17 protein-coding genes and 3 pseudogenes are annotated in these 16841 nt (G+C 45.2%); 6 read left to right on the top strand and 14 right to left on the bottom strand.

All coding sequences use genetic code 11. From position 1 onward, the window contains the following. Positions 1-308 precede the first annotated feature (308 nt). Positions 309-761 carry a hypothetical protein gene (locus AC2TE5_RS08830; protein WP_484613059.1) on the bottom strand — a complete coding sequence of 151 codons (453 nt, stop codon included), beginning with the start codon at positions 759-761 and terminating at the stop codon, positions 309-311. Next, a complete protein-coding gene (locus AC2TE5_RS08825) occupies positions 758-1543 on the bottom strand; it encodes a winged helix-turn-helix domain-containing protein (RefSeq protein ID WP_484613058.1) in 786 nt (261 codons plus the stop codon). The genes AC2TE5_RS08830 and AC2TE5_RS08825 overlap by 4 nt, the downstream gene beginning before the upstream one ends. Positions 1544-1920: 377 nt before the next feature. Between AC2TE5_RS08825 and AC2TE5_RS08820 the strand changes: the two genes are divergently transcribed. From AC2TE5_RS08820 to AC2TE5_RS08810, 3 genes are all read left to right on the top strand, one after another. Continuing rightward, positions 1921-2544, top strand: a complete 624-nt coding sequence (locus tag AC2TE5_RS08820; protein ID WP_484613057.1) for a helix-turn-helix transcriptional regulator — start codon at positions 1921-1923, stop codon at positions 2542-2544. A 96-nt stretch (positions 2545-2640) separates the two neighbouring features. Then, on the top strand, positions 2641-5331 hold the full coding sequence (locus tag AC2TE5_RS08815) for an autotransporter outer membrane beta-barrel domain-containing protein (RefSeq protein ID WP_484613056.1): 2691 nt from the start codon (positions 2641-2643) through the stop codon (positions 5329-5331). Positions 5332-5536: 205 nt separating this feature from the next. After that, positions 5537-6079, top strand: coding sequence for a hypothetical protein (locus tag AC2TE5_RS08810; RefSeq protein ID WP_484613055.1), 543 nt, complete (start codon positions 5537-5539; stop codon positions 6077-6079). A 364-nt stretch (positions 6080-6443) separates the two neighbouring features. On the opposite strand, the gene AC2TE5_RS08805 is transcribed toward AC2TE5_RS08810, so the two are convergent. From AC2TE5_RS08805 to AC2TE5_RS08785, 5 genes and pseudogenes are all read right to left on the bottom strand, one after another. Next, a complete protein-coding gene (locus AC2TE5_RS08805) occupies positions 6444-7667 on the bottom strand; it encodes a tail fiber domain-containing protein (protein WP_484613054.1) in 1224 nt (407 codons plus the stop codon). Between the two features lie 64 nt (positions 7668-7731). Next, positions 7732-8679: a DUF6453 family protein gene (locus AC2TE5_RS08800; RefSeq protein WP_484613053.1), complete on the bottom strand. Its 948-nt coding sequence runs from the start codon at positions 8677-8679 to the stop codon at positions 7732-7734. Next, positions 8679-9284, bottom strand: a pseudogene (locus tag AC2TE5_RS08795) (phage tail tip fiber protein); the annotation flags it as partial. The pseudogene AC2TE5_RS08795 and the gene AC2TE5_RS08800, both read right to left, overlap by 1 nt. Continuing rightward, positions 9281-9595: pseudogene (locus AC2TE5_RS08790) on the bottom strand (phage terminase large subunit family protein); the annotation flags it as partial. The pseudogenes AC2TE5_RS08790 and AC2TE5_RS08795, both read right to left, overlap by 4 nt. Further along, positions 9595-10083 (bottom strand): DUF1441 family protein, encoded by a 489-nt coding sequence (locus AC2TE5_RS08785; protein WP_484613052.1) that lies wholly within the window; start codon positions 10081-10083, stop codon positions 9595-9597. The gene AC2TE5_RS08785 and the pseudogene AC2TE5_RS08790, both read right to left, overlap by 1 nt. A gap of 430 nt (positions 10084-10513) precedes the next feature. Here AC2TE5_RS08785 and AC2TE5_RS08780 point away from each other — a divergent pair, with 430 nt between their 5' ends. Further along, positions 10514-10906: a hypothetical protein gene (locus AC2TE5_RS08780; RefSeq protein WP_484613051.1), complete on the top strand. Its 393-nt coding sequence runs from the start codon at positions 10514-10516 to the stop codon at positions 10904-10906. 77 nt (positions 10907-10983) lie between these two features. Here the strand turns inward: AC2TE5_RS08780 and AC2TE5_RS08775 are convergent, their stop codons facing one another. Genes AC2TE5_RS08775 through AC2TE5_RS08765 form a run of 3 tightly spaced genes read right to left on the bottom strand, consistent with a single transcriptional unit; the run spans position 10984 to position 12388 of the window. After that, positions 10984-11553: a hypothetical protein gene (locus AC2TE5_RS08775; RefSeq protein ID WP_484613050.1), complete on the bottom strand. Its 570-nt coding sequence runs from the start codon at positions 11551-11553 to the stop codon at positions 10984-10986. Further along, the gene (locus AC2TE5_RS08770) at positions 11550-12086 is read right to left on the bottom strand and encodes a lysozyme (RefSeq protein WP_279262250.1); all 537 of its coding nucleotides are present in this window, start codon (positions 12084-12086) and stop codon (positions 11550-11552) included. Before AC2TE5_RS08770 ends, AC2TE5_RS08775 begins: the two co-directional genes overlap by 4 nt. Then, positions 12086-12388: a hypothetical protein gene (locus AC2TE5_RS08765; RefSeq protein ID WP_484613049.1), complete on the bottom strand. Its 303-nt coding sequence runs from the start codon at positions 12386-12388 to the stop codon at positions 12086-12088. Before AC2TE5_RS08765 ends, AC2TE5_RS08770 begins: the two co-directional genes overlap by 1 nt. A gap of 267 nt (positions 12389-12655) precedes the next feature. Here AC2TE5_RS08765 and AC2TE5_RS08760 point away from each other — a divergent pair, with 267 nt between their 5' ends. After that, positions 12656-13828 (top strand): nucleoid-associated anti-phage protein, encoded by a 1173-nt coding sequence (locus AC2TE5_RS08760; RefSeq protein WP_484613048.1) that lies wholly within the window; start codon positions 12656-12658, stop codon positions 13826-13828. Beyond that, positions 13815-15071, top strand: coding sequence for an anti-phage protein (locus AC2TE5_RS08755; RefSeq protein ID WP_484613047.1), 1257 nt, complete (start codon positions 13815-13817; stop codon positions 15069-15071). The genes AC2TE5_RS08760 and AC2TE5_RS08755 overlap by 14 nt, the downstream gene beginning before the upstream one ends. 19 nt (positions 15072-15090) lie before the next feature. Here the strand turns inward: AC2TE5_RS08755 and AC2TE5_RS08750 are convergent, their stop codons facing one another. The 4 genes and pseudogenes from AC2TE5_RS08750 to AC2TE5_RS08735 all read right to left on the bottom strand — a co-directional run bounded on the left by AC2TE5_RS08750 (position 15091) and on the right by AC2TE5_RS08735 (position 16448). Further along, complete coding sequence (locus AC2TE5_RS08750; protein ID WP_484613046.1) at positions 15091-15438, bottom strand: antiterminator Q family protein; 348 nt, start codon at positions 15436-15438, stop codon at positions 15091-15093. Continuing rightward, a complete protein-coding gene (locus AC2TE5_RS08745) occupies positions 15431-15799 on the bottom strand; it encodes a RusA family crossover junction endodeoxyribonuclease (RefSeq protein ID WP_484613045.1) in 369 nt (122 codons plus the stop codon). Before AC2TE5_RS08745 ends, AC2TE5_RS08750 begins: the two co-directional genes overlap by 8 nt. Then, positions 15792-16085, bottom strand: a pseudogene (locus AC2TE5_RS08740) (Ref family recombination enhancement nuclease). The gene AC2TE5_RS08745 and the pseudogene AC2TE5_RS08740 overlap by 8 nt, the downstream one beginning before the upstream one ends. A 144-nt stretch (positions 16086-16229) precedes the next feature. Continuing rightward, positions 16230-16448 carry a hypothetical protein gene (locus AC2TE5_RS08735; RefSeq protein ID WP_484613044.1) on the bottom strand — a complete coding sequence of 73 codons (219 nt, stop codon included), beginning with the start codon at positions 16446-16448 and terminating at the stop codon, positions 16230-16232. Positions 16449-16841: the final 393 nt, after the last annotated feature.

Genomic DNA, 16841 nt, shown 5'->3' with positions numbered 1-16841 from the left:
TTGCCCCCAAATTCACAATTTTGCGTAGCTCATTCTGGTTCGAATCTCCCTGCTTTACCGCCTCTCGGACTTACATCATTATCTCTCTGCTTCAAAATCATAATTTTCCGTTGCGCACCTCTTTTTCTCGCTGATAGTGTTAAGCACTTGGTACTGTCTGTGCCGACTGGAGCTGTGATACTCCTTCATATCTCAGTCACCTGTATGGCGCGGCCATAGTGGTGATAGCTGAACACAGTAACTGACATAAATAATGTCATCCTGCGTAGTGGACTGAGTATCAGAACATGGCATACAGACTGCTACCATTAATGAATGTCATGACAGATAAATACCGGGGAAGATGAATTGCTGATCAGATATGAACTCACAAGGGTTTTTTGGATACGGTAGATCCGCGGTCCATGAAATAAATGTCGCAGGGCGATGGAATCCGGCAGATTATCGGCACCCTGTACGGTTGTTCTCAGCGGTGTCAACTCATAGACGCTGTCTTCCCTATTGATGAGCCTTACTTTTAGGTTAAAGGTTCTTTGCACCGTATATTTTTTTGGGGGATGCAGGAGCTCTCCCTCAAGGGATATATAGCTTGGGGCTCCCTGCAGAATATCCCAGATATACTCTCCGGAGAAGGATACCGGATCATCTGCATCGTTGAGAACTGCTGTGAAATGGCCTTCACAATGGATCCTTTCGTTTAATGCAATGGCATTTGCGGAGAAAAATATTGTCATCATAATCGCGATTAACTTTAGTTTCATATATCACCTCCGTGTAAAAAATAATAACTGTAGCAGTAATAACTCTCCTTCAGGAGGGTACAGTGTGCAATGAACTCTCTTCCCCTAGGCTGCTTATGGTTAAAGTCATTTAGCGGATTTTGTAGATACACCAGGATTTTGTCCTTAGGACCACAGTTCACCCTCAGTTTTTTTAATATTGCTGTAGCTCTTAGTAGATATATTTTTTTAATTTGTTCACTTCCCTCTCCCTCTGGCATATAGACATCACACTGATTGACATATTCTGACTTAACCCATCCAGCATACTGTAAGTCTGAGAATGGAGTGAATCGACTAAAAGTGAAATGCACCACAACAACAGTGCAGATGAAGCCAATAACCAACCAGTATATATTTTCGTTAATACTTTTTAATTCGCCAAGCATACTACTTCGTAGGTACGTTAATCGTTTTTTTCTTTGTATTGTCCTGATTTCCTGGATGCAGGTTACCCTCGCATTAAAACGTATTCCTTCCTTGGGTATATTCTCGATCACCGAATCATCAAAGCCATACCGTTGAAAATTCTTTCTGATTACGCTCAGATATTGTGACAGACTGGTTCCAGAAGGGGTGAGCCCTCTTTCTTCCCAGATATACTCAAACAATTCTTCACGCGTAATGATCCGGTTAGGATTCTCCACCAGAAAGGAAAGTAGTCGCATTGGGGTGGCTGTCAGCACAATCTCAGGTTCATTTACACCAATAGAACTCATCCCCCCATCTTTAACCTGAACACGGTCATCAATTATGTACTTCATATGTCCTCCGTCACTGCGAGAGATATGATAACGCATCTCATTTACATAAAATAAAAACCAATAAAATCAATCAAATATTAAATCCATGATTAGTTATTTTGCACTGGTGAAAACAACAGACTGCAACATAATATGCCGTTGTGATGATCTTTCTCGGTAGAAACCGAGAGTAAAAAGTTAAAAACAACAAAAATACTAGCTCAATATTTCAAAAAAATACAAAATTTAGCTAAATCAATTCAATATTTCTTTGTTCGCGGTTTAAAGTTCCATTTTATATTCGAATCCTTAATATTTATCTGGTTTTGGATGTGTCAGGTCTGGCAGTCATTTCTCGAAATGCGCTGCATGTAAACCTGCCACGAAAAGGGAAGAGTATGAGTGAGATGGTTAATTTATTTTTTAATAAAACTGGTAACTTCTTTCTACAATCAGCTCTTAAGGGTCTGACGGATGAATTTATCAATTTAGAGCAAAATCATGTCATCTGTGACATCGCAGTTATTGAGTTAGCTCGTTACCAATCGATGCGGGAACTGGTTAATGATCTGTCCAGAATCAAACTGACAACACCAGCCACCTCTGTCCTTTTGGTCACAACAGAGGAGCAAATAATCCCTAATCTTAAATGCGGTGCTGTGACAATATCGGCCCCTGTTCCCGTATGGAAAAAAAAGTTAGCCAGCCTAAAACGTGAGGGCAGTAATATTGATTCTGTGGTTCGTGAATGCATGACTTACATAAATCATCATCACCTCTCACCGAAGCAGACCAGGGTCATTGACTGTCTAGGAGAGGGGATGAATCCCGATGAAATCGCCAGACATTTGTTCCTGTCAGTTAAGACAGTGTATACATACATTTCCCTTGCAAGTAACAAATATGGATTTTCTACAAGTAAAAAATTCCACCGCTACATTATTAACGAATCGGTTGGAAGCGTGTCCTGCACTTCGAAATTAACGCTTCGCTTACCACTAAGTGATCATATTGTCTGGTGAGAACTAGCATTCCACATCTCACTTTTTGGGATTTAACTTGCAGACTTCTAATTATCAACTAAGCATTAGTAATGCTTTTACATGAGGTGAAAAAATATGATTTACCCACCAAAAATGGGTTACATGAAACGGAAACGAAAAACAGAGAAGCTATTCTCTAAAAAACAGATCGCATTTCTCATTTCAGTGAGTTCTGTTTTTTCTCCCTGTTCATCACTGGCAGCTGGGACTGAATACAAAGTTGACGGGATAACCGACAGTTTTAACTCAGATCCCGGTACGGCTTACTACGTCACCCTTGTGAATGGCGGCGTGCTGAATGTGGATCATGTTTTACTTGGGTCTATAGATAATACCCCCCACTCCCTCAGCAATGGTTCTGTTCTTAATATTCTTGGTGGGAATGTTTACGGCGACATTATCACCAATGACGGAACCGCTAATCAGATCAATTTTTCCAATGGAGCAACCTACACGGGACATATTAACACTCTAAATGGAAGCGGTGTTTATATAAATGGAGGCGATGTTTCTATAGAAGATTCGGTGATAAACGGAAGTATCCTCGCCGGAGGAGCTCTTTCAATCACAGGATCAAAGATTGATAACAGCAGTGGCGACGGAAGTGCGATTAATTTCCTAGGGGTTAATGAAGCCCTTGTCATTGATAATGCGAATATTCTGGCTAATTCCTCGGCTAGTTATACTGCGCTGGCAGTTAACGCTGAAGGTGCTCAGGTCAGAATTACTGACTCTTCTGTCATAGAGAATTCATCAAGCGTCACTGGTGTAGCAGCCGTTTTGCTGCTCGGGTTTGATCAAGCGGTGATATCCGGAACACAAATTCAGGCCCTAACCCGCGAAGCCCTAACTGCAGTGAGCGGAGAGCTTGTACTCCAGAACAGCAATATAACCTCATCAGGTAATATTGCTTATTATCATGCAGATGGAGACACGATAATCTCCGGAAGCCGTATCACTTCAGGTGCGCAGGAGGCCGAATCCTGTGGTGCTTCAGGCCAAGATGACTGCTCAGCCATCAGTTTTCGGGGGGGAAGCCTGAAAATCACTGACGGGTCCCAGGTGGAAAGTAATTTTACCGGAATACTTGTCCGCTCCTCTCCAGATAATCCTAATTACACTTCGTCGCTGCTGATTGATAATTCGATCATTTCCGGTGGGGAAGAAGCCATTCAAGTAGAATCGGACATAAAAAACAGTACCATCACCCTGCAGAACCATGCGGTCCTGAACAGTAGCAGCGGTACACTGATTAACATTCTTGACGATGCACAAAGTAACGTGACCATCGATAACAGTTCCCTGAGTGGCAATATCATAGCCAGCGACACGGCGGATTTTAATCTGACGATGCGCAACAATGCTGTACTCGCGGGTAACCTCAGCGGAGCTGACAGCCTGAACATGGCCTCCGGCAGTCGCTGGAGCATGGCGGGAAATAACACCGTCGGTTCGCTGACTATGGATAATGCGACTGTCGATTTTAACAGCGGGGAGGGCTTTCGAACGCTGACTGCCGGCAGTCTGAACGGCAGCGGCAGCTTCCTGATGCATACCGACCTCGCGGCCGGAAATGGTGACTTACTTAACATCACAGGCGAAGCGAACGGCAATCACTTGCTAGCTATTCGAAACACGGGTGCGGAGCCTGCGAATGGGAGCAGTGATCTGCAAGTTGTGCATAGCGGTTCCGGAAATGCACAGTTTGCAGTAAACGGCGGTAAGGTAGACGCCGGGGCATGGCAGTACTCCCTCACGCAGCGTGATCATGATTGGTACCTGACGCAAGATGCGTCGGACAACCCGGATGATCCTGATAATCCTGATAATCCGTCAATCCCCGACCGCAGTACGACACCTTCCACAGATGCTGTCCTGAGCATGGCCTCTGCCCCGGTCTATATTTTTAACAGCGAGCTGCAGAACCTTCGTTTCCGCCACGGTGACGTCCGAGATAACAGCATCAGTCCCGGGGGTGTCTGGGGACGATATCTGGGTTCCGATAACCGTATCAGTGGCGCTGCAGGCTCAGCTTATCGCATGAATCAGAACGGTATGGAATTGGGTGGGGATACGGTTATTGATATGCCCAATGGTCGACTTGCCCTGGGGGCCTTTGTGAGCTTCAGCGACAACAGTATCCGTCATGCCCGCGGTGGTAACAGTTCGGTGAACAGCAGCAGCGGGGGTCTGTATTCCACATGGCTGGATAATTCCGGGCTCTATGTCGATGCCGTGCTGAAAGCCAGCCATTTCAGCAATGACCTGCAGACGCGAATGACTGACGGTACACCAGTGAAGGGCGATTACAGCCAGAATGGCTTCGGGGGAAGTCTGGAGTCGGGCATGACATTTTCTCTACCAGCACAGACATGGGTCCAGCCGTTTATCCGGGCCACGGCCTTCAGGGCCGGAGGGATAAATCTCAGTCTGGACAACGGTATGAAAGCCCGTATCAGTACCACTAAATCCATGCAGGGTGAGGCCGGTGTCAGTGCCGGAATGGATCTGTCCCTGTCTGGAGTACCAGTGAAGCCATACGTTAAAGCGGCATTCAGCCACGAATTTGCGGATAACAATACGGTCCGTATCAATGACAGCTGGACGTTTAATAATGATATTTCCGGAACTACCGGAAAATATGGTGCAGGCGTGAGTGCCCAGCTCACGAAAAATGCCGGTGTCTGGGTGGAGGCGGATTACCAGAAGGGTAACCGTACCGAATCCCCGGTGACGGCGAATGCTGGCTTCCGCATTAATTTCTGATTGCCTGACGGCTGCAAGCTCCTGCAGCATGCGTGTAACCGGAATTTACATTATGGATAAAACGTTCCTGCTACTACTGTATCTGACCGGTGTACTGTCCGGCTACTGGCTGGCTCTGGTCATTATCCGGCTCTACATAGTGTAGAGCCGGAGTGCCGGGTGGCGGATGCCCCGCCCCCCGGCATGCGGCCGCGATTAATCGCGGATGTTTCATGTTTCTTGTTCCAGGGACGACATAACCAGCCATTTCAGTTCTTCAGTGCCAGGGCTTATCTCCGGAGAGGGACTGCTTGATATGTTTACCCCCTATAGACTTTGTAATATCTGGATACGGCTTGTTTCAGCGAACGGTTTTATTACGGATCCGTTAAAGAGTTTTATGACAAGGAGTTTAATGGTGAGATGGGAAGTCAGTTATACGATTTTCTGCCCAGAAACCGGCACCGCTTTTGCTGTTGTCCGCTCGGTAAAAAATCTCAGATTGATTTTATCTTACAAAGGAGAATGCTGGCTCCGTAATGGCAGTGAGATAGAGACAGCGGTTTCAGGGCTGATCGTTAACGGAAAGCTATGCAACATCACGGTTCTTCACGTTTTTCCGTTTACTGCATACCTGTGGAGTGATCTTATTCTGAAAAGCAGTTGTCCGGGAAATATGGACCCATTTATCAGACACTGCAGCCAGCCCGTAATCTGCCGTTTTGCTCCGTGTCCGTATGGCGCGATCCGCACCGACGCTAGGCACTGAGTACTTCACTTCTCCGGGCCGACTGAATGGCGGCCCTATACCTACTAGAAATCCGGGATTCCTTGCGGCCCAATGTTTCTGCTGGCCGAAGGTAATTCCCTTTTGGGTTTTCTCCTGCAGAGGTAGCGTTCTTGAAAGACAGAGAATCTATCATGACTGTTTAAAACTTTGCCTTTTCGTTTCTAAGATTCTATGTCGTTTCGAATTATGAGTTTTGTAAATTTTATGGCCGCGCCCCTGTAAGAGCATATTTAAGCCGGTTTGAAAACAGGAATTTTTTATACAAGGTGGATTATTCTGGTGTTATTGCACTTTTCCTCCAGTCCATAAAAGAACTTAACGACAAAATTGAAGGCAGCTTACGTTAAATAATTCCGAGTTGACGCTCAAGGTTATCAACTTTCTCCATTAATGTAAGGATCGCCTCATGGTGAAGAGCCGCGGCAACACCAAACGTATCAACTGATTTTACATCCTCAATTTCTGTTCTATCTCTTAAGGTTGTTTTTCCATATGATTTTACAGCGTCAGGAAAAGCCCTCTCAACTTCCTGAGCTATGAAACCATACCCGTGCGCGGGAGTATCGAGGCGGTCCCATTCGACGCCTCGAAGTTGCTGCATTTTCGTAAGCGGATCAGCGATTACCGTTACATTTTCTTTGATGCGTTCGTCAGATGCTGTTACCCAATTGCCTGTAGCAGCGCCATTGGAATGGAAAACCCAAGTGACCATCCCTTCCTGATTCGACCCTTTCAGGTTTAATGTGACATTATCAAAATTAGCCCCGCCACCACGGGCTCCCCCGAAAGACCATTCTCCTGTATACCAGGTGCCTTTGATGAGGTTGACGTAATTACCTGTATTTGGGTTATAGCCACTGGCCACGACCAGGCTGATGCCGTTATTCATCAATCCACCGCCACCATTATCCCCAGAATTGATGGCAAATCCGGGGTTACCGTTAATCCCTGGCTGGACTGTAATTGGGCTCGTAATTTTCCCCCCCGCTTTCTGATCGACAGAATTAAGGCGCGAATCATCGCCGGCGGCGACCGTTCCCGCCGCTGCGCCGACGTCTCTGATTGCGCTGTTTCCTAAACCGAGGTTTGTGCGAGCGCCTGATGCGGTTGTCGATCCGGTACCGCCCTGGTTAACAGGTACGGCCCCGCCGCTCTTAGTTGCCATATTGTCAGACAGATATTTCCATGAAGGGCCGGTGAATGTCGTACCATCTGGCAGCTTCACTGTGATATTTCCGGCGACGCTGTAAACCTGCTGCCAGTTCTGTTTATCGTAATTCAGTCCTCGCAGCGCTTCAGCACTTTGCGCCACCAGCGCGGCAGTTACCATGTTAAGCGCCACGCGAGGGACCGCTGACCAGGCCGCGCCGGATTGAGTTGGCCCGGTAAAGTTGCTAACCAGCGTCAGCTGAGTATTGCTCTCGACTGATTTCACCGGCAGCGTATAAGGTACACCACCCACAGTAGAGACAATGAAATCACCTGCGGCGAGTTCGGTTGCGAATGAGGTTCCGGTACCGCCAACAATCGCCGAACCATTTGTCAGGGTTATTGTTCCTGCCGACATATAGGACTCCTTAATTCAGAGAATAAAAAACCCCGCCATGGCGGGGTTTTTGGGTGGGGTTGTATCAATACATTGCGGGGATGATTGGAATACTCATTCCGGTATATCTCTCGCCGGTAACAGAATACTTGTCGGTCCATCGGGAACGGACACGGCCATTTCCACCTTTTACCGAGTTCCCGCTCATCACCAATCCCTTGGATCGCATGTTGCACCACCCGCTCGCTGTTGACGAGTTGAAACCATATGAGCCAAGCGCAATCATGCTATTGCCAATATCGACCCAGCTATTGCCCGGCGAATAAAACTGATTGCGGAATATAAATGGACGGCGAGTGGTAGAGAACGTGCACTGACCAGCGGCATTGATGAAATTTAATCCCCTCCCTGGTACAGGTGCCTGAACCGCAAAAATCGCTATATCAACATTCGCAGAACGGGCAATATCGTCATAGCCCGTGTAATCCTGCCGGGAGTAAATATTATTGCCATCACATTCAAGCGTTGCAGCGCTGTCATTCCAGCGGGCAAAAACGAGCCCTTTGGCCGGAAGAGTGTAAGTACCATTTACATTGACCGTTCCACTAAAAACACAGGAAGCAACGCGGCTGACATCAGTGATCGCAATAAAGTCTGTCGAGTCCTCAATGAGCAAACCTCGGTTTCCACTCTGCCCCGCAGGTAAAATCTGCCAGACTGTGCCAGGAAATGTTTTATCTTTACCCCAGCAGTCTGATGACCAGACACTTTGAGTCAGGGTTCCGTTGCCGTTATTGGTTATCCCGTCAAGAACCATAATCGTTGTGATCAGATTCGGCGAGCGAGTCACATTCACAACCGAGTTTGATGGAATGAAAAAAGGGGTAGCTCCGGCAACAAAGCCCTGAACAGTCATGGTCTGCTGGCCCCATGCCTCTAGCGCCTCCCCACCATACGACGGACATTTCATTCCGGTAGTGATGGTCATTGCCGGACGCCCGTCATTCAAATCAATATAAAGCCCCCTGGCCATCAAAATTCTCCCAGAACAATGCGCCCGCCGTTAGACAAACTGACAGTGACACCGTTGTTATTGATCGTGACTCCTCCAGTTGAGTTGGTAAATCCAAACTGCCCATTTTGGGCGTAAACCCCACCACGAACCGTCACATTATTGAATTCAGCATAACCATTCTTGTTGATAGTCCAGCCTGCTGTACCCGCACTGTAATCATTCGACTGAATGACATTTCCGATCTTGGCGTTGGTGATCGTTCCATCCTGAATAAATGCGGAGCTCATAAAGACCTGGCCATTGATTACAGCGAATGGAGAGTACTGGTTATCACCACTGCCGCTCATCAGCACAAACTGGTTAGCGTTGAAACCAACACGGGTAACGATCGGCTGCCCTGCCTGCGCCAGAACGGCAATCGACATCCCGGCGTTGTACATCACGCCATTAATCCTGACACCCGTTTTCAGCGTATAAATGGCTGATGCGCCGGTGGCGTCCACGACTGCACTCAGCTTGTCTTCAAGAGCGGCTGTTACATCGTTAAACTGCGCCTGCACCTGCGTGGACATCTCCGCCATTGCCTGGCTCACGTCAGCAATTGTCGTTTTGACAACCAGGATACCTGAATCACAAGCATATCTGCCGGATCGCAGACAATGTTATAAACAATCCAGCCGTCAATCAGCCCGATGGTTTTACCCGTTCGCGCCGGGCCCACAAACACCACCGCATCGTATTCACGCGATGCCAGGCAGTTCATCGGCTCAATCACATAGGGTGCCAGATCCGGATCCCATGGAACTGAGTTTCCCGCCCCCATTGGCACGCGCATATAAGTACTGACCGCATCGGCCACCGGCATACGACGCGGGGCTCGTAAAATACCGGAAACATCGCGGCGGATGTCCCTGGCGGATGCCCGCTTTGCCATCAGTCCTCCTCAGGCTCTTCCTCCTCTTTTTCAGCGTCCTGCACCCTCTCCGCCATCTGGTCGCGTAGATCATCGATAACGCTTTGCACACGAACTACCGCAGCAGGCGTTAAAGCACAGTCGCGCTCGAGCACATCCGGGAGGGTTTCAAGTACCATGACGACGGCTTTCGCCATCAATGAGAATTCTCGCGCCACTTCATCTGCGGGTATTAACTGCCCCGTATCCTGTTCGAACTTCAGCCTCTCGTTCTCTGCTTTCCAGTGGGACAGCCTGTCTGATGGGGACATATCATCGATATTCGCCGAAACGGTAGGGATCATCAGTTCGGTCAGAATGTCGGTCACCAGATAGAGCTTTAACTTGCTGTTGCTGCCCGGAGCAGGTTCGACATTTTTCAGTCTCGCGGCAACCGTCTGACGGTGTACGCCGGTCATCCCTGCCAGCTGGTTGATATTGAGTTTTAAAGTGGCAATTTCCTGGTCCATGATGGTGAGCACTTTTTGAACGATTCGACATCTTGCGAAAATGGCCTCTAATTAAATCAAAGACCTGCGCACATGATGATGATGACCTTGGATCCGAAAAACTAGCCGCTTCCCGCGAGCGAGCCGCCCCGTGGTTGGGGTACTCTCCGGGAGGACCCAATGAAACTGAACTCAACAATGACGTGTTTTATGAATCCCTTATCGTCAATCAAAGCAAGAGCAAACAAATTAAATCTTTAATATTTAACTTTAATCACAATTTTATTGCATAGAAATTCAACTTTCGGTATACAAATTTTGAATACCTCATCATACAGTTGAGCGTTAATCCTAAATGGAATATAAAATAAATATTTTTCACACAATGAGGTTTAAAATGAACACTTGCCATCTTGCATACTTCCGTAAAATTCATAGTTTACAGCAAATCATGAACAACTTTACCAGTTATGTTAAGAATGAAATTGTCACTTATTGCCAACAAACCCATTTCGCGGGAGAGTTATCCGCTAAATTAGATGATAGTAATGATCTAATTATTGAAATGCCATCAATCTGGAAGGAATTCATTAGTAGCCAAAAATTTATAGTTTCACATCAAGCAGGGGTATATGTACGCTTAAATTTCCATGAAAATAACTCACATATACTTGGACTTGATTTTTTTTCCGATGGAAAAGTTAACATCTTGGAATCAGCCATAAATTTTGACGGAAGCCAAGTTAAACACGGACAAACGTTAACATTACAATTTGATTATAATGATGTAAATTTAATTCCAGCTATTATCGAAAACCTCTTTCTCTCAGCAACATTAAGATGATATTTAAGCCTTACCTTAACGGTAAGGCTTAAAGCAATTAAAATAATTAACTCCCTAACTGACCGCCTTAAACTTATTCATTTTTCAATGAAAGACTGGCCATCATTTTTTAACCTAAATGATGGACTTAAATCTTGCCTCATAACTTCAATTTTTTTTATTGATGTAATGTTATTGTTGCCCTTTTCGATAACAGACAACAACGGCTTGATCCAGAGTACGGCCTGACAATAAGTCATTGAGCTGGAGGCAGTGGCACGAGCATCGGCTGCATCAGCTCTGTCGGTATCGGTAAACATTGCGCTGGCACGTAAACGGTGCGCGTATTTGAGCAGCCCACCAGCAATGTCAGCAGGAACAGGCAGATCACAGGTTTTTTCATGGCGGAGAATCTCCCGGTATTTGATTACGGTTTCTTCGGTGCTGGTGTCTATCAGGGAATTCAGCCTGTTAGTATGCTCTGCAACCTGATTGAACCGTTTGAAGTTGAATGCCTGAGTGGCAATCACCTGCTCCTGCAAAGTGTTGGCACTTCTCAGAACGTTGTTATCCCTCTGCAGGCTGCTGAGGTCTGAACAACTTTTAATTAGTGCTACTGACAAGCCAGCAATGACGACAATCGCAACCGGGAAAAAAATAAATTTCACTGATCTATCCCCCAGCATGCCAGAGCACTTTCCTGATCGCGCCGTTCCACCTGACCATAGCAGCCATTCTTCTGGCCTTTGGTCAGGCGGCAATCACGGCCACCATCTTTAATCCACCAGCGGATAGCTTCACAGGCCCCTTTCCGGTCACCAGCATTGATACGCTTGTAGAACGTCGAGGGGAAACATTTACCGGGACCGATATTGTACGGACAGAACGAAGCAATACCCGCTTTCTGCGGCTCGGTCAGCGGCACCTTAATATTGCGATCAACCCACGCAAGCGCCTTATCCCGTTCAATGGCGTTTACCTGGTCGCATTTCACCTGCGTCAGCTTCATGCCCTGCACCACCGGTTTACCATCAACCATCGTGGCGCCACGGCAAATAGTCCAGATACCACCGCCATCTTTGTACGCCGTGAGGCTGTTACCCTCTTTCTCATTCAGAAACTGATCGAGAATGACGGATGCCGGCGCACCAGCGAGTGCCAATCCCAGAACAGTAGCACTCAATTTTGCTCTGGTTCCCATCACTCACATTCCTTTTGTAATGCCTCTACGACCACGCTTGCAGCTGCAGGACGTTCGTGAAGCGGTTTATCACCAACGCCTTTCAGGTAGTCATTGACCATTTTTGTTCGCTTCTCATCCTCTTTACGCCTGCGGTGTGCATCTACACGCCCGTTAATGTAGGAGGCAAGCGAGATAAGCAAACCAGCAGCGCCAAAGAACATGAACACAAGATCCTGAGTGGTAAATCCAATGGCAGAAGCCAGAGCTGCTACCCACGCAAAGAACTGCGTGAAGATGTTCCCTGAATCATTCATTTTCATGGTCTCTCACCTCGCTGTGTGCGGGTGCTGTGTGAAGAAAATAAAAAAGGCCGCCAGTTGGCAGCCTCAAAAACGACAAACCCCGCCTATTCAGGCGGGGTTTCGATGATTAAGCGGTGTGACGAAGTAACCACTCTTAACAGGTTACGATAGTTTTTGCGTACGCGTTAGCTTTATTGTAATGTTTTGAAATAGGTATGGCTCTATGCTATAGCATTGTTACACAGCAAATTATATATAAATTAATAATTTCAAGGTGAGATTTTTATGAGCGGATTCGCTTGTCAGGAATGCGGAAATGTCATAGACGACATCGAACAAGATTGTGAAGTGTGTGGTGCAAGTCCCAATGTCGCAAGAATCGGCAATCAAAACTTCATGGTTGTGAATGCAATCACAGCACATCTTGAAAAAGAGAAAATTTTTGAGTTTACAATGGGACAGTTATGGAATCTTACCACTCCTGTCGCTACGGAATTCATTACTAGAATTGAAAAGAAATTTCGGCGCAAGAATAAATTCCATAATTACTTAGTCAAAGACACTCTTCCTAACTCAATTCCTACTCTATTATCAAAATTTAACGCAGGCACCATTATTTTCGAAACACTTTGTCAGTCTGTAATGAATAAATTGAAATTAAACTCCAATAACGAGAATGTTGTTTCAAAGTTGGTTGGTGGGACATTAGTATTTGTACATTATAAATCAATAAATGACGTCGATGATTTAGGCAAACTTTTAATAGTAATGGTAGATAAACGCGGCGCGTTCGATTTTGAAGAGGGTAGTTTACAGCCTAAACGTCTTAATCCTGTAAACACTGATGCTTTACGCCAAGCAGCGATGTTTGATCTGACTTTGTTCGATGAATGTTATCCGGATAATAATGGTCATTCCTACGTAGACTTTATTCAGGGGAAATCTCAGAGCGATGTTTTCAAAGATTCTCTAGGCTGTACTCGAGATGTTGATAACAAAAGAAGCATTAATGAAATTTTCAGAGCAATAGAAGTATTTGTCTCGTTGAACTCCTTGGGTAGAGCAGTCAGAGAAAATGCAGACATAGCCGTGAGAAATTTTCTTGACATTAAATCCAGAGATAACGTTGATAAATCAGTTAGTATTGACGAAATACAAGAAGTTATCGATAAGTGTTTACCGAAAAAATCTAAATACAGATCCACATTTAAAGATTTCGTCAATGAAAACGAATTTAAAATCGATGCACAATTTGAACCAACAATATACTCTGCGAAACAGGCGCTTACAATAAAACTCACAGATGAAGACCAAAACTTCGAAATCAAAATACTTCGAGGCGCGATTGGAGATGAGAACTCCAACAAACCAGTTATAATAGGCAAAAGAAATAATGAGGTAATCATTCGCCTCTCGCCCGAAGAGTTTAACAAACTGAAAAAGTATGCAGATGAATAATAGAGATAGTTTTGACAGAATTGCTACTTTGATTTCATCTTCCGAAATACTATCGGAAGATGGCTTTATCGTCATAAAACTTCCAAATCCTTGCAATGAGGATGAAAAAACTAGCCTGCAAGTTTCTTTTTCAAAAATCGGCTATCTTAAATCGGATGGAATTTTTGAAGGCGATTCAGCACTCTGGTTGGACAAACGGGCAAATTGTTGGAACGAAGGGCGCTGCCCTTTTTACACCAATTATGAGACTTTTTGGCAACGTGTTCATAGTTCGGAAAAACTACCTGACTATTTTTATATTATTAGTAATAAAGCATCCCACTTAGATATAAAAGAAAATAGTACTCTTAACATCTTCAATTTGTATTTCGCTTGGAAAAAAATACTCCTTAGTTTATCCGATCATTTCGCTAATGAATTTTATGTTTTTTTCTTAATGAACGACAAAGGCGGAGACAAAATTGAAATTGACTCAACACTCGATTTCAATGAACTGCCTGAAATTGATAGTCCGATTGATGATCTCAACATAGCTTCAAATCTAATTAAGAAACTCGAATTTGAAGACCTACATAAATTAGAGCGCCGCTCAGTCATGCGGGCAACTCTCTACGAATTAACTAAGTCTGCGGACAAAGATAGTAATTTACTAAAATTCATCATTAAACAGACAATTATATTTAACAAAAAATATAATGAGCTTTACGAAATTTACACCAAACGCTATTCAGTTAATAAACTTCTTAACGAACTAGATGAAAAGAGCTTGGAATTCACATCAAAGATAAATGAATTTATATCCTCTAGTCAAACAAAAGCGCTTACGATTCCTGGTGCGTTAATTGCTGTAGGTGCATTAGCTAAGGTAGACGCACCTCTTGAGGCAATTATTATTATTGCCGGATTATGGATGATAAAACAAGTGAACACTTCCTCAAACGAGGTTTACAGAGAAGCATTCTCAGCCTTAAATAACAGGCTAGATAATGCTTTCAAGAAGTACCTTACCTTTCACAACGAACTTGAAGTAAAGCAAAGTGCAAGTGATATTCAAAAGGAACTCTCTGAATTAATTAATAAATCCAGTGTTAGGTTAAATACTATCGATAGATTAGCATCTGCAATGTTTTGGGGTGGGTTGTTCTACCTGATTGTAAAACTCTCCAGCAGTTATGCTTATCCCAAAATAATACATTTAATCGAGAGAACAATTACTTCAACATGTAACTTTTTCGCCCCATAGTTTCATGGGGCATTAATAACTATTCAGTTAAAATTGATAGCAAGCCATCAACAAAACCTAGAGTGTTCTGGATTTTTTTCCTGATTGTCCCGTCTGAGCATTTCTGTTTTTTAGCTATTTTCCTTAAAGAAAGGCTTAGCACGAAATGAGCAATAATTATTTCATATTCTTCTGGTTTATATTTTTTAAGCCTAGCAACACAACCATCTATCATTATGCCTTCATCATCATCACATTGCAGGCGCGATTTCTTACCGTGCGGCAGTAGGCCTTTAAAACCAGCAGCTATTGGTTGCCAGTCGACTCCACTGCTATCAGCTGCAGCCCAGGCACCCCAGCGGTCCATTACCTCGTACATATCACGCATTTTTGTCTCCAATGTTTTCGATAATTATCATTCCGGTTTCGCCCCATATTTTTGATGTCCGGGTGTCCCAAATGTGGGAATCATCCTCAAACAAAGCGTCCAAAAGAGATTTTGTTAAGTTGTCCAGATCGGGCTTTTGCTGGTGGGGCTGGCCGTCCATAGACGCGCGCTTTTTATTGCTCCAACTCTGCGGCATCGGCAAAACGAAGGTGATATGGGCGCCGTTCTCCGGTAGATGGATTCCATGAAGGCGAGCTTCACCGCAAAACAGGCGATAGCGCATCACCGGCGGCCGCTGTTTCCATTTATCTCGGCGAGACATGCGGGGTTTTCCGACAGGAGTGATGATGTATTTAGGCATAGAAAACTCCCAGCTCTAACTGGACCTGCTCCAGCAGCTGCAACTCGGTACCGAAGTTATTCTCCTATTGCTTACGGCCAGCATGAATGGCCACACCATAACCGCCGTTGCGATGGTGCATATGGCACAGAGGAATTGATTTCCGATGGTCAGCGCGCTGGCTTGCGCCCTGCCCGGTTCGGATATGGTGAATTTCAGCAGGCGTTTCGCCCAGCTTCAAATTTCTGCACACAATGCAGCCCAGTGCGGCCACACGTGAAAGATGGAGGCTATCTGCTTTTTTCATGCTGGACCACCAGCATAAGCAGAAACACCGCGCGTAATCGTGCGGTGAAGGTGATTTTGGGTAAAGATCTGCGCCATTTTGATTCCTCAGGTTGGCGCAGTAATCAGCGGGTGTTCAGCCCGTTTGATTATTATAAATCAACCCTTACGGCTTGAGAACCTTGAGTACTTCCTGGAGGGAGTTTATGTTGATTATCCTCTCATCCGCAGTAAGAGCCCGGGCCGATAGTGTGTTGCCTTCCCGGCGTATCAGTGTGTGCAAAGTAGTACTGGTTACCAAATAGTCGGTTATTTCGCCATCAGACAGACATAAAACAAGCAAACCATCTTCAGTTAATCTGGCGACAAATTCATTTAGTTTCATGGGCATATCCCTAAGTTGGTCTTCCCCTTACGGGAGCGGTCCTTTATTCCCTGCACACTGATTTCATCAAAGGCTCCGCTAACCAGACGTTTTATAGGTTAGACAGAGCAATTTGCAGAAATTGTTCTGTCTAACCGATCGGCTATCAAGGCGCAGGAATCAGTTACAATCTCTCAGATAACCGGCCAGCAATCAGTGTATGGTATGCAGCCAGGGAAATGCGCCATGTGTCCCTTAGCAGAACGTTATCTTCACCTCCTGAACCATCAACAAATGTAATCTTCACTTCAAATACAAAATGGTTGAACGCGTAATTATTAAGCGTTATTACGCTATAGATTCCGTCAAAAAAATACTACTTTCCTGTTAGAGTGGTTATTTTTTTAGCAGTTA

The sequence above is a fragment of the Enterobacter sp. N5-15 genome, assembly GCF_057221635.1.
This window is presented reverse-complemented; position numbering and strand designations above follow the sequence as displayed.

Coding starts and splice junctions, on each gene's coding strand:
- AC2TE5_RS08765 (WP_484613049.1), bottom strand. CDS start 12,388: ATGAAAATGAATGATTCAGGGAACATCTTCACGCAGTTCTTTGCGTGG.
- AC2TE5_RS08780 (WP_484613051.1), top strand. CDS start 10,514: ATGAACAACTTTACCAGTTATGTTAAGAATGAAATTGTCACTTATTGC.
- AC2TE5_RS08760 (WP_484613048.1), top strand. CDS start 12,656: ATGAGCGGATTCGCTTGTCAGGAATGCGGAAATGTCATAGACGACATC.
- AC2TE5_RS08745 (WP_484613045.1), bottom strand. CDS start 15,799: ATGCCTAAATACATCATCACTCCTGTCGGAAAACCCCGCATGTCTCGC.
- AC2TE5_RS08770 (WP_279262250.1), bottom strand. CDS start 12,086: ATGGGAACCAGAGCAAAATTGAGTGCTACTGTTCTGGGATTGGCACTC.
- AC2TE5_RS08810 (WP_484613055.1), top strand. CDS start 5,537: ATGTTTCATGTTTCTTGTTCCAGGGACGACATAACCAGCCATTTCAGT.
- AC2TE5_RS08755 (WP_484613047.1), top strand. CDS start 13,815: ATGCAGATGAATAATAGAGATAGTTTTGACAGAATTGCTACTTTGATT.
- AC2TE5_RS08830 (WP_484613059.1), bottom strand. CDS start 761: ATGAAACTAAAGTTAATCGCGATTATGATGACAATATTTTTCTCCGCA.
- AC2TE5_RS08805 (WP_484613054.1), bottom strand. CDS start 7,667: ATGTCGGCAGGAACAATAACCCTGACAAATGGTTCGGCGATTGTTGGC.
- AC2TE5_RS08820 (WP_484613057.1), top strand. CDS start 1,921: ATGAGTGAGATGGTTAATTTATTTTTTAATAAAACTGGTAACTTCTTT.
- AC2TE5_RS08825 (WP_484613058.1), bottom strand. CDS start 1,543: ATGAAGTACATAATTGATGACCGTGTTCAGGTTAAAGATGGGGGGATG.
- AC2TE5_RS08750 (WP_484613046.1), bottom strand. CDS start 15,438: ATGCGTGATATGTACGAGGTAATGGACCGCTGGGGTGCCTGGGCTGCA.
- AC2TE5_RS08735 (WP_484613044.1), bottom strand. CDS start 16,448: ATGAAACTAAATGAATTTGTCGCCAGATTAACTGAAGATGGTTTGCTT.
- AC2TE5_RS08785 (WP_484613052.1), bottom strand. CDS start 10,083: ATGGACCAGGAAATTGCCACTTTAAAACTCAATATCAACCAGCTGGCA.
- AC2TE5_RS08800 (WP_484613053.1), bottom strand. CDS start 8,679: ATGGCCAGGGGGCTTTATATTGATTTGAATGACGGGCGTCCGGCAATG.
- AC2TE5_RS08815 (WP_484613056.1), top strand. CDS start 2,641: ATGATTTACCCACCAAAAATGGGTTACATGAAACGGAAACGAAAAACA.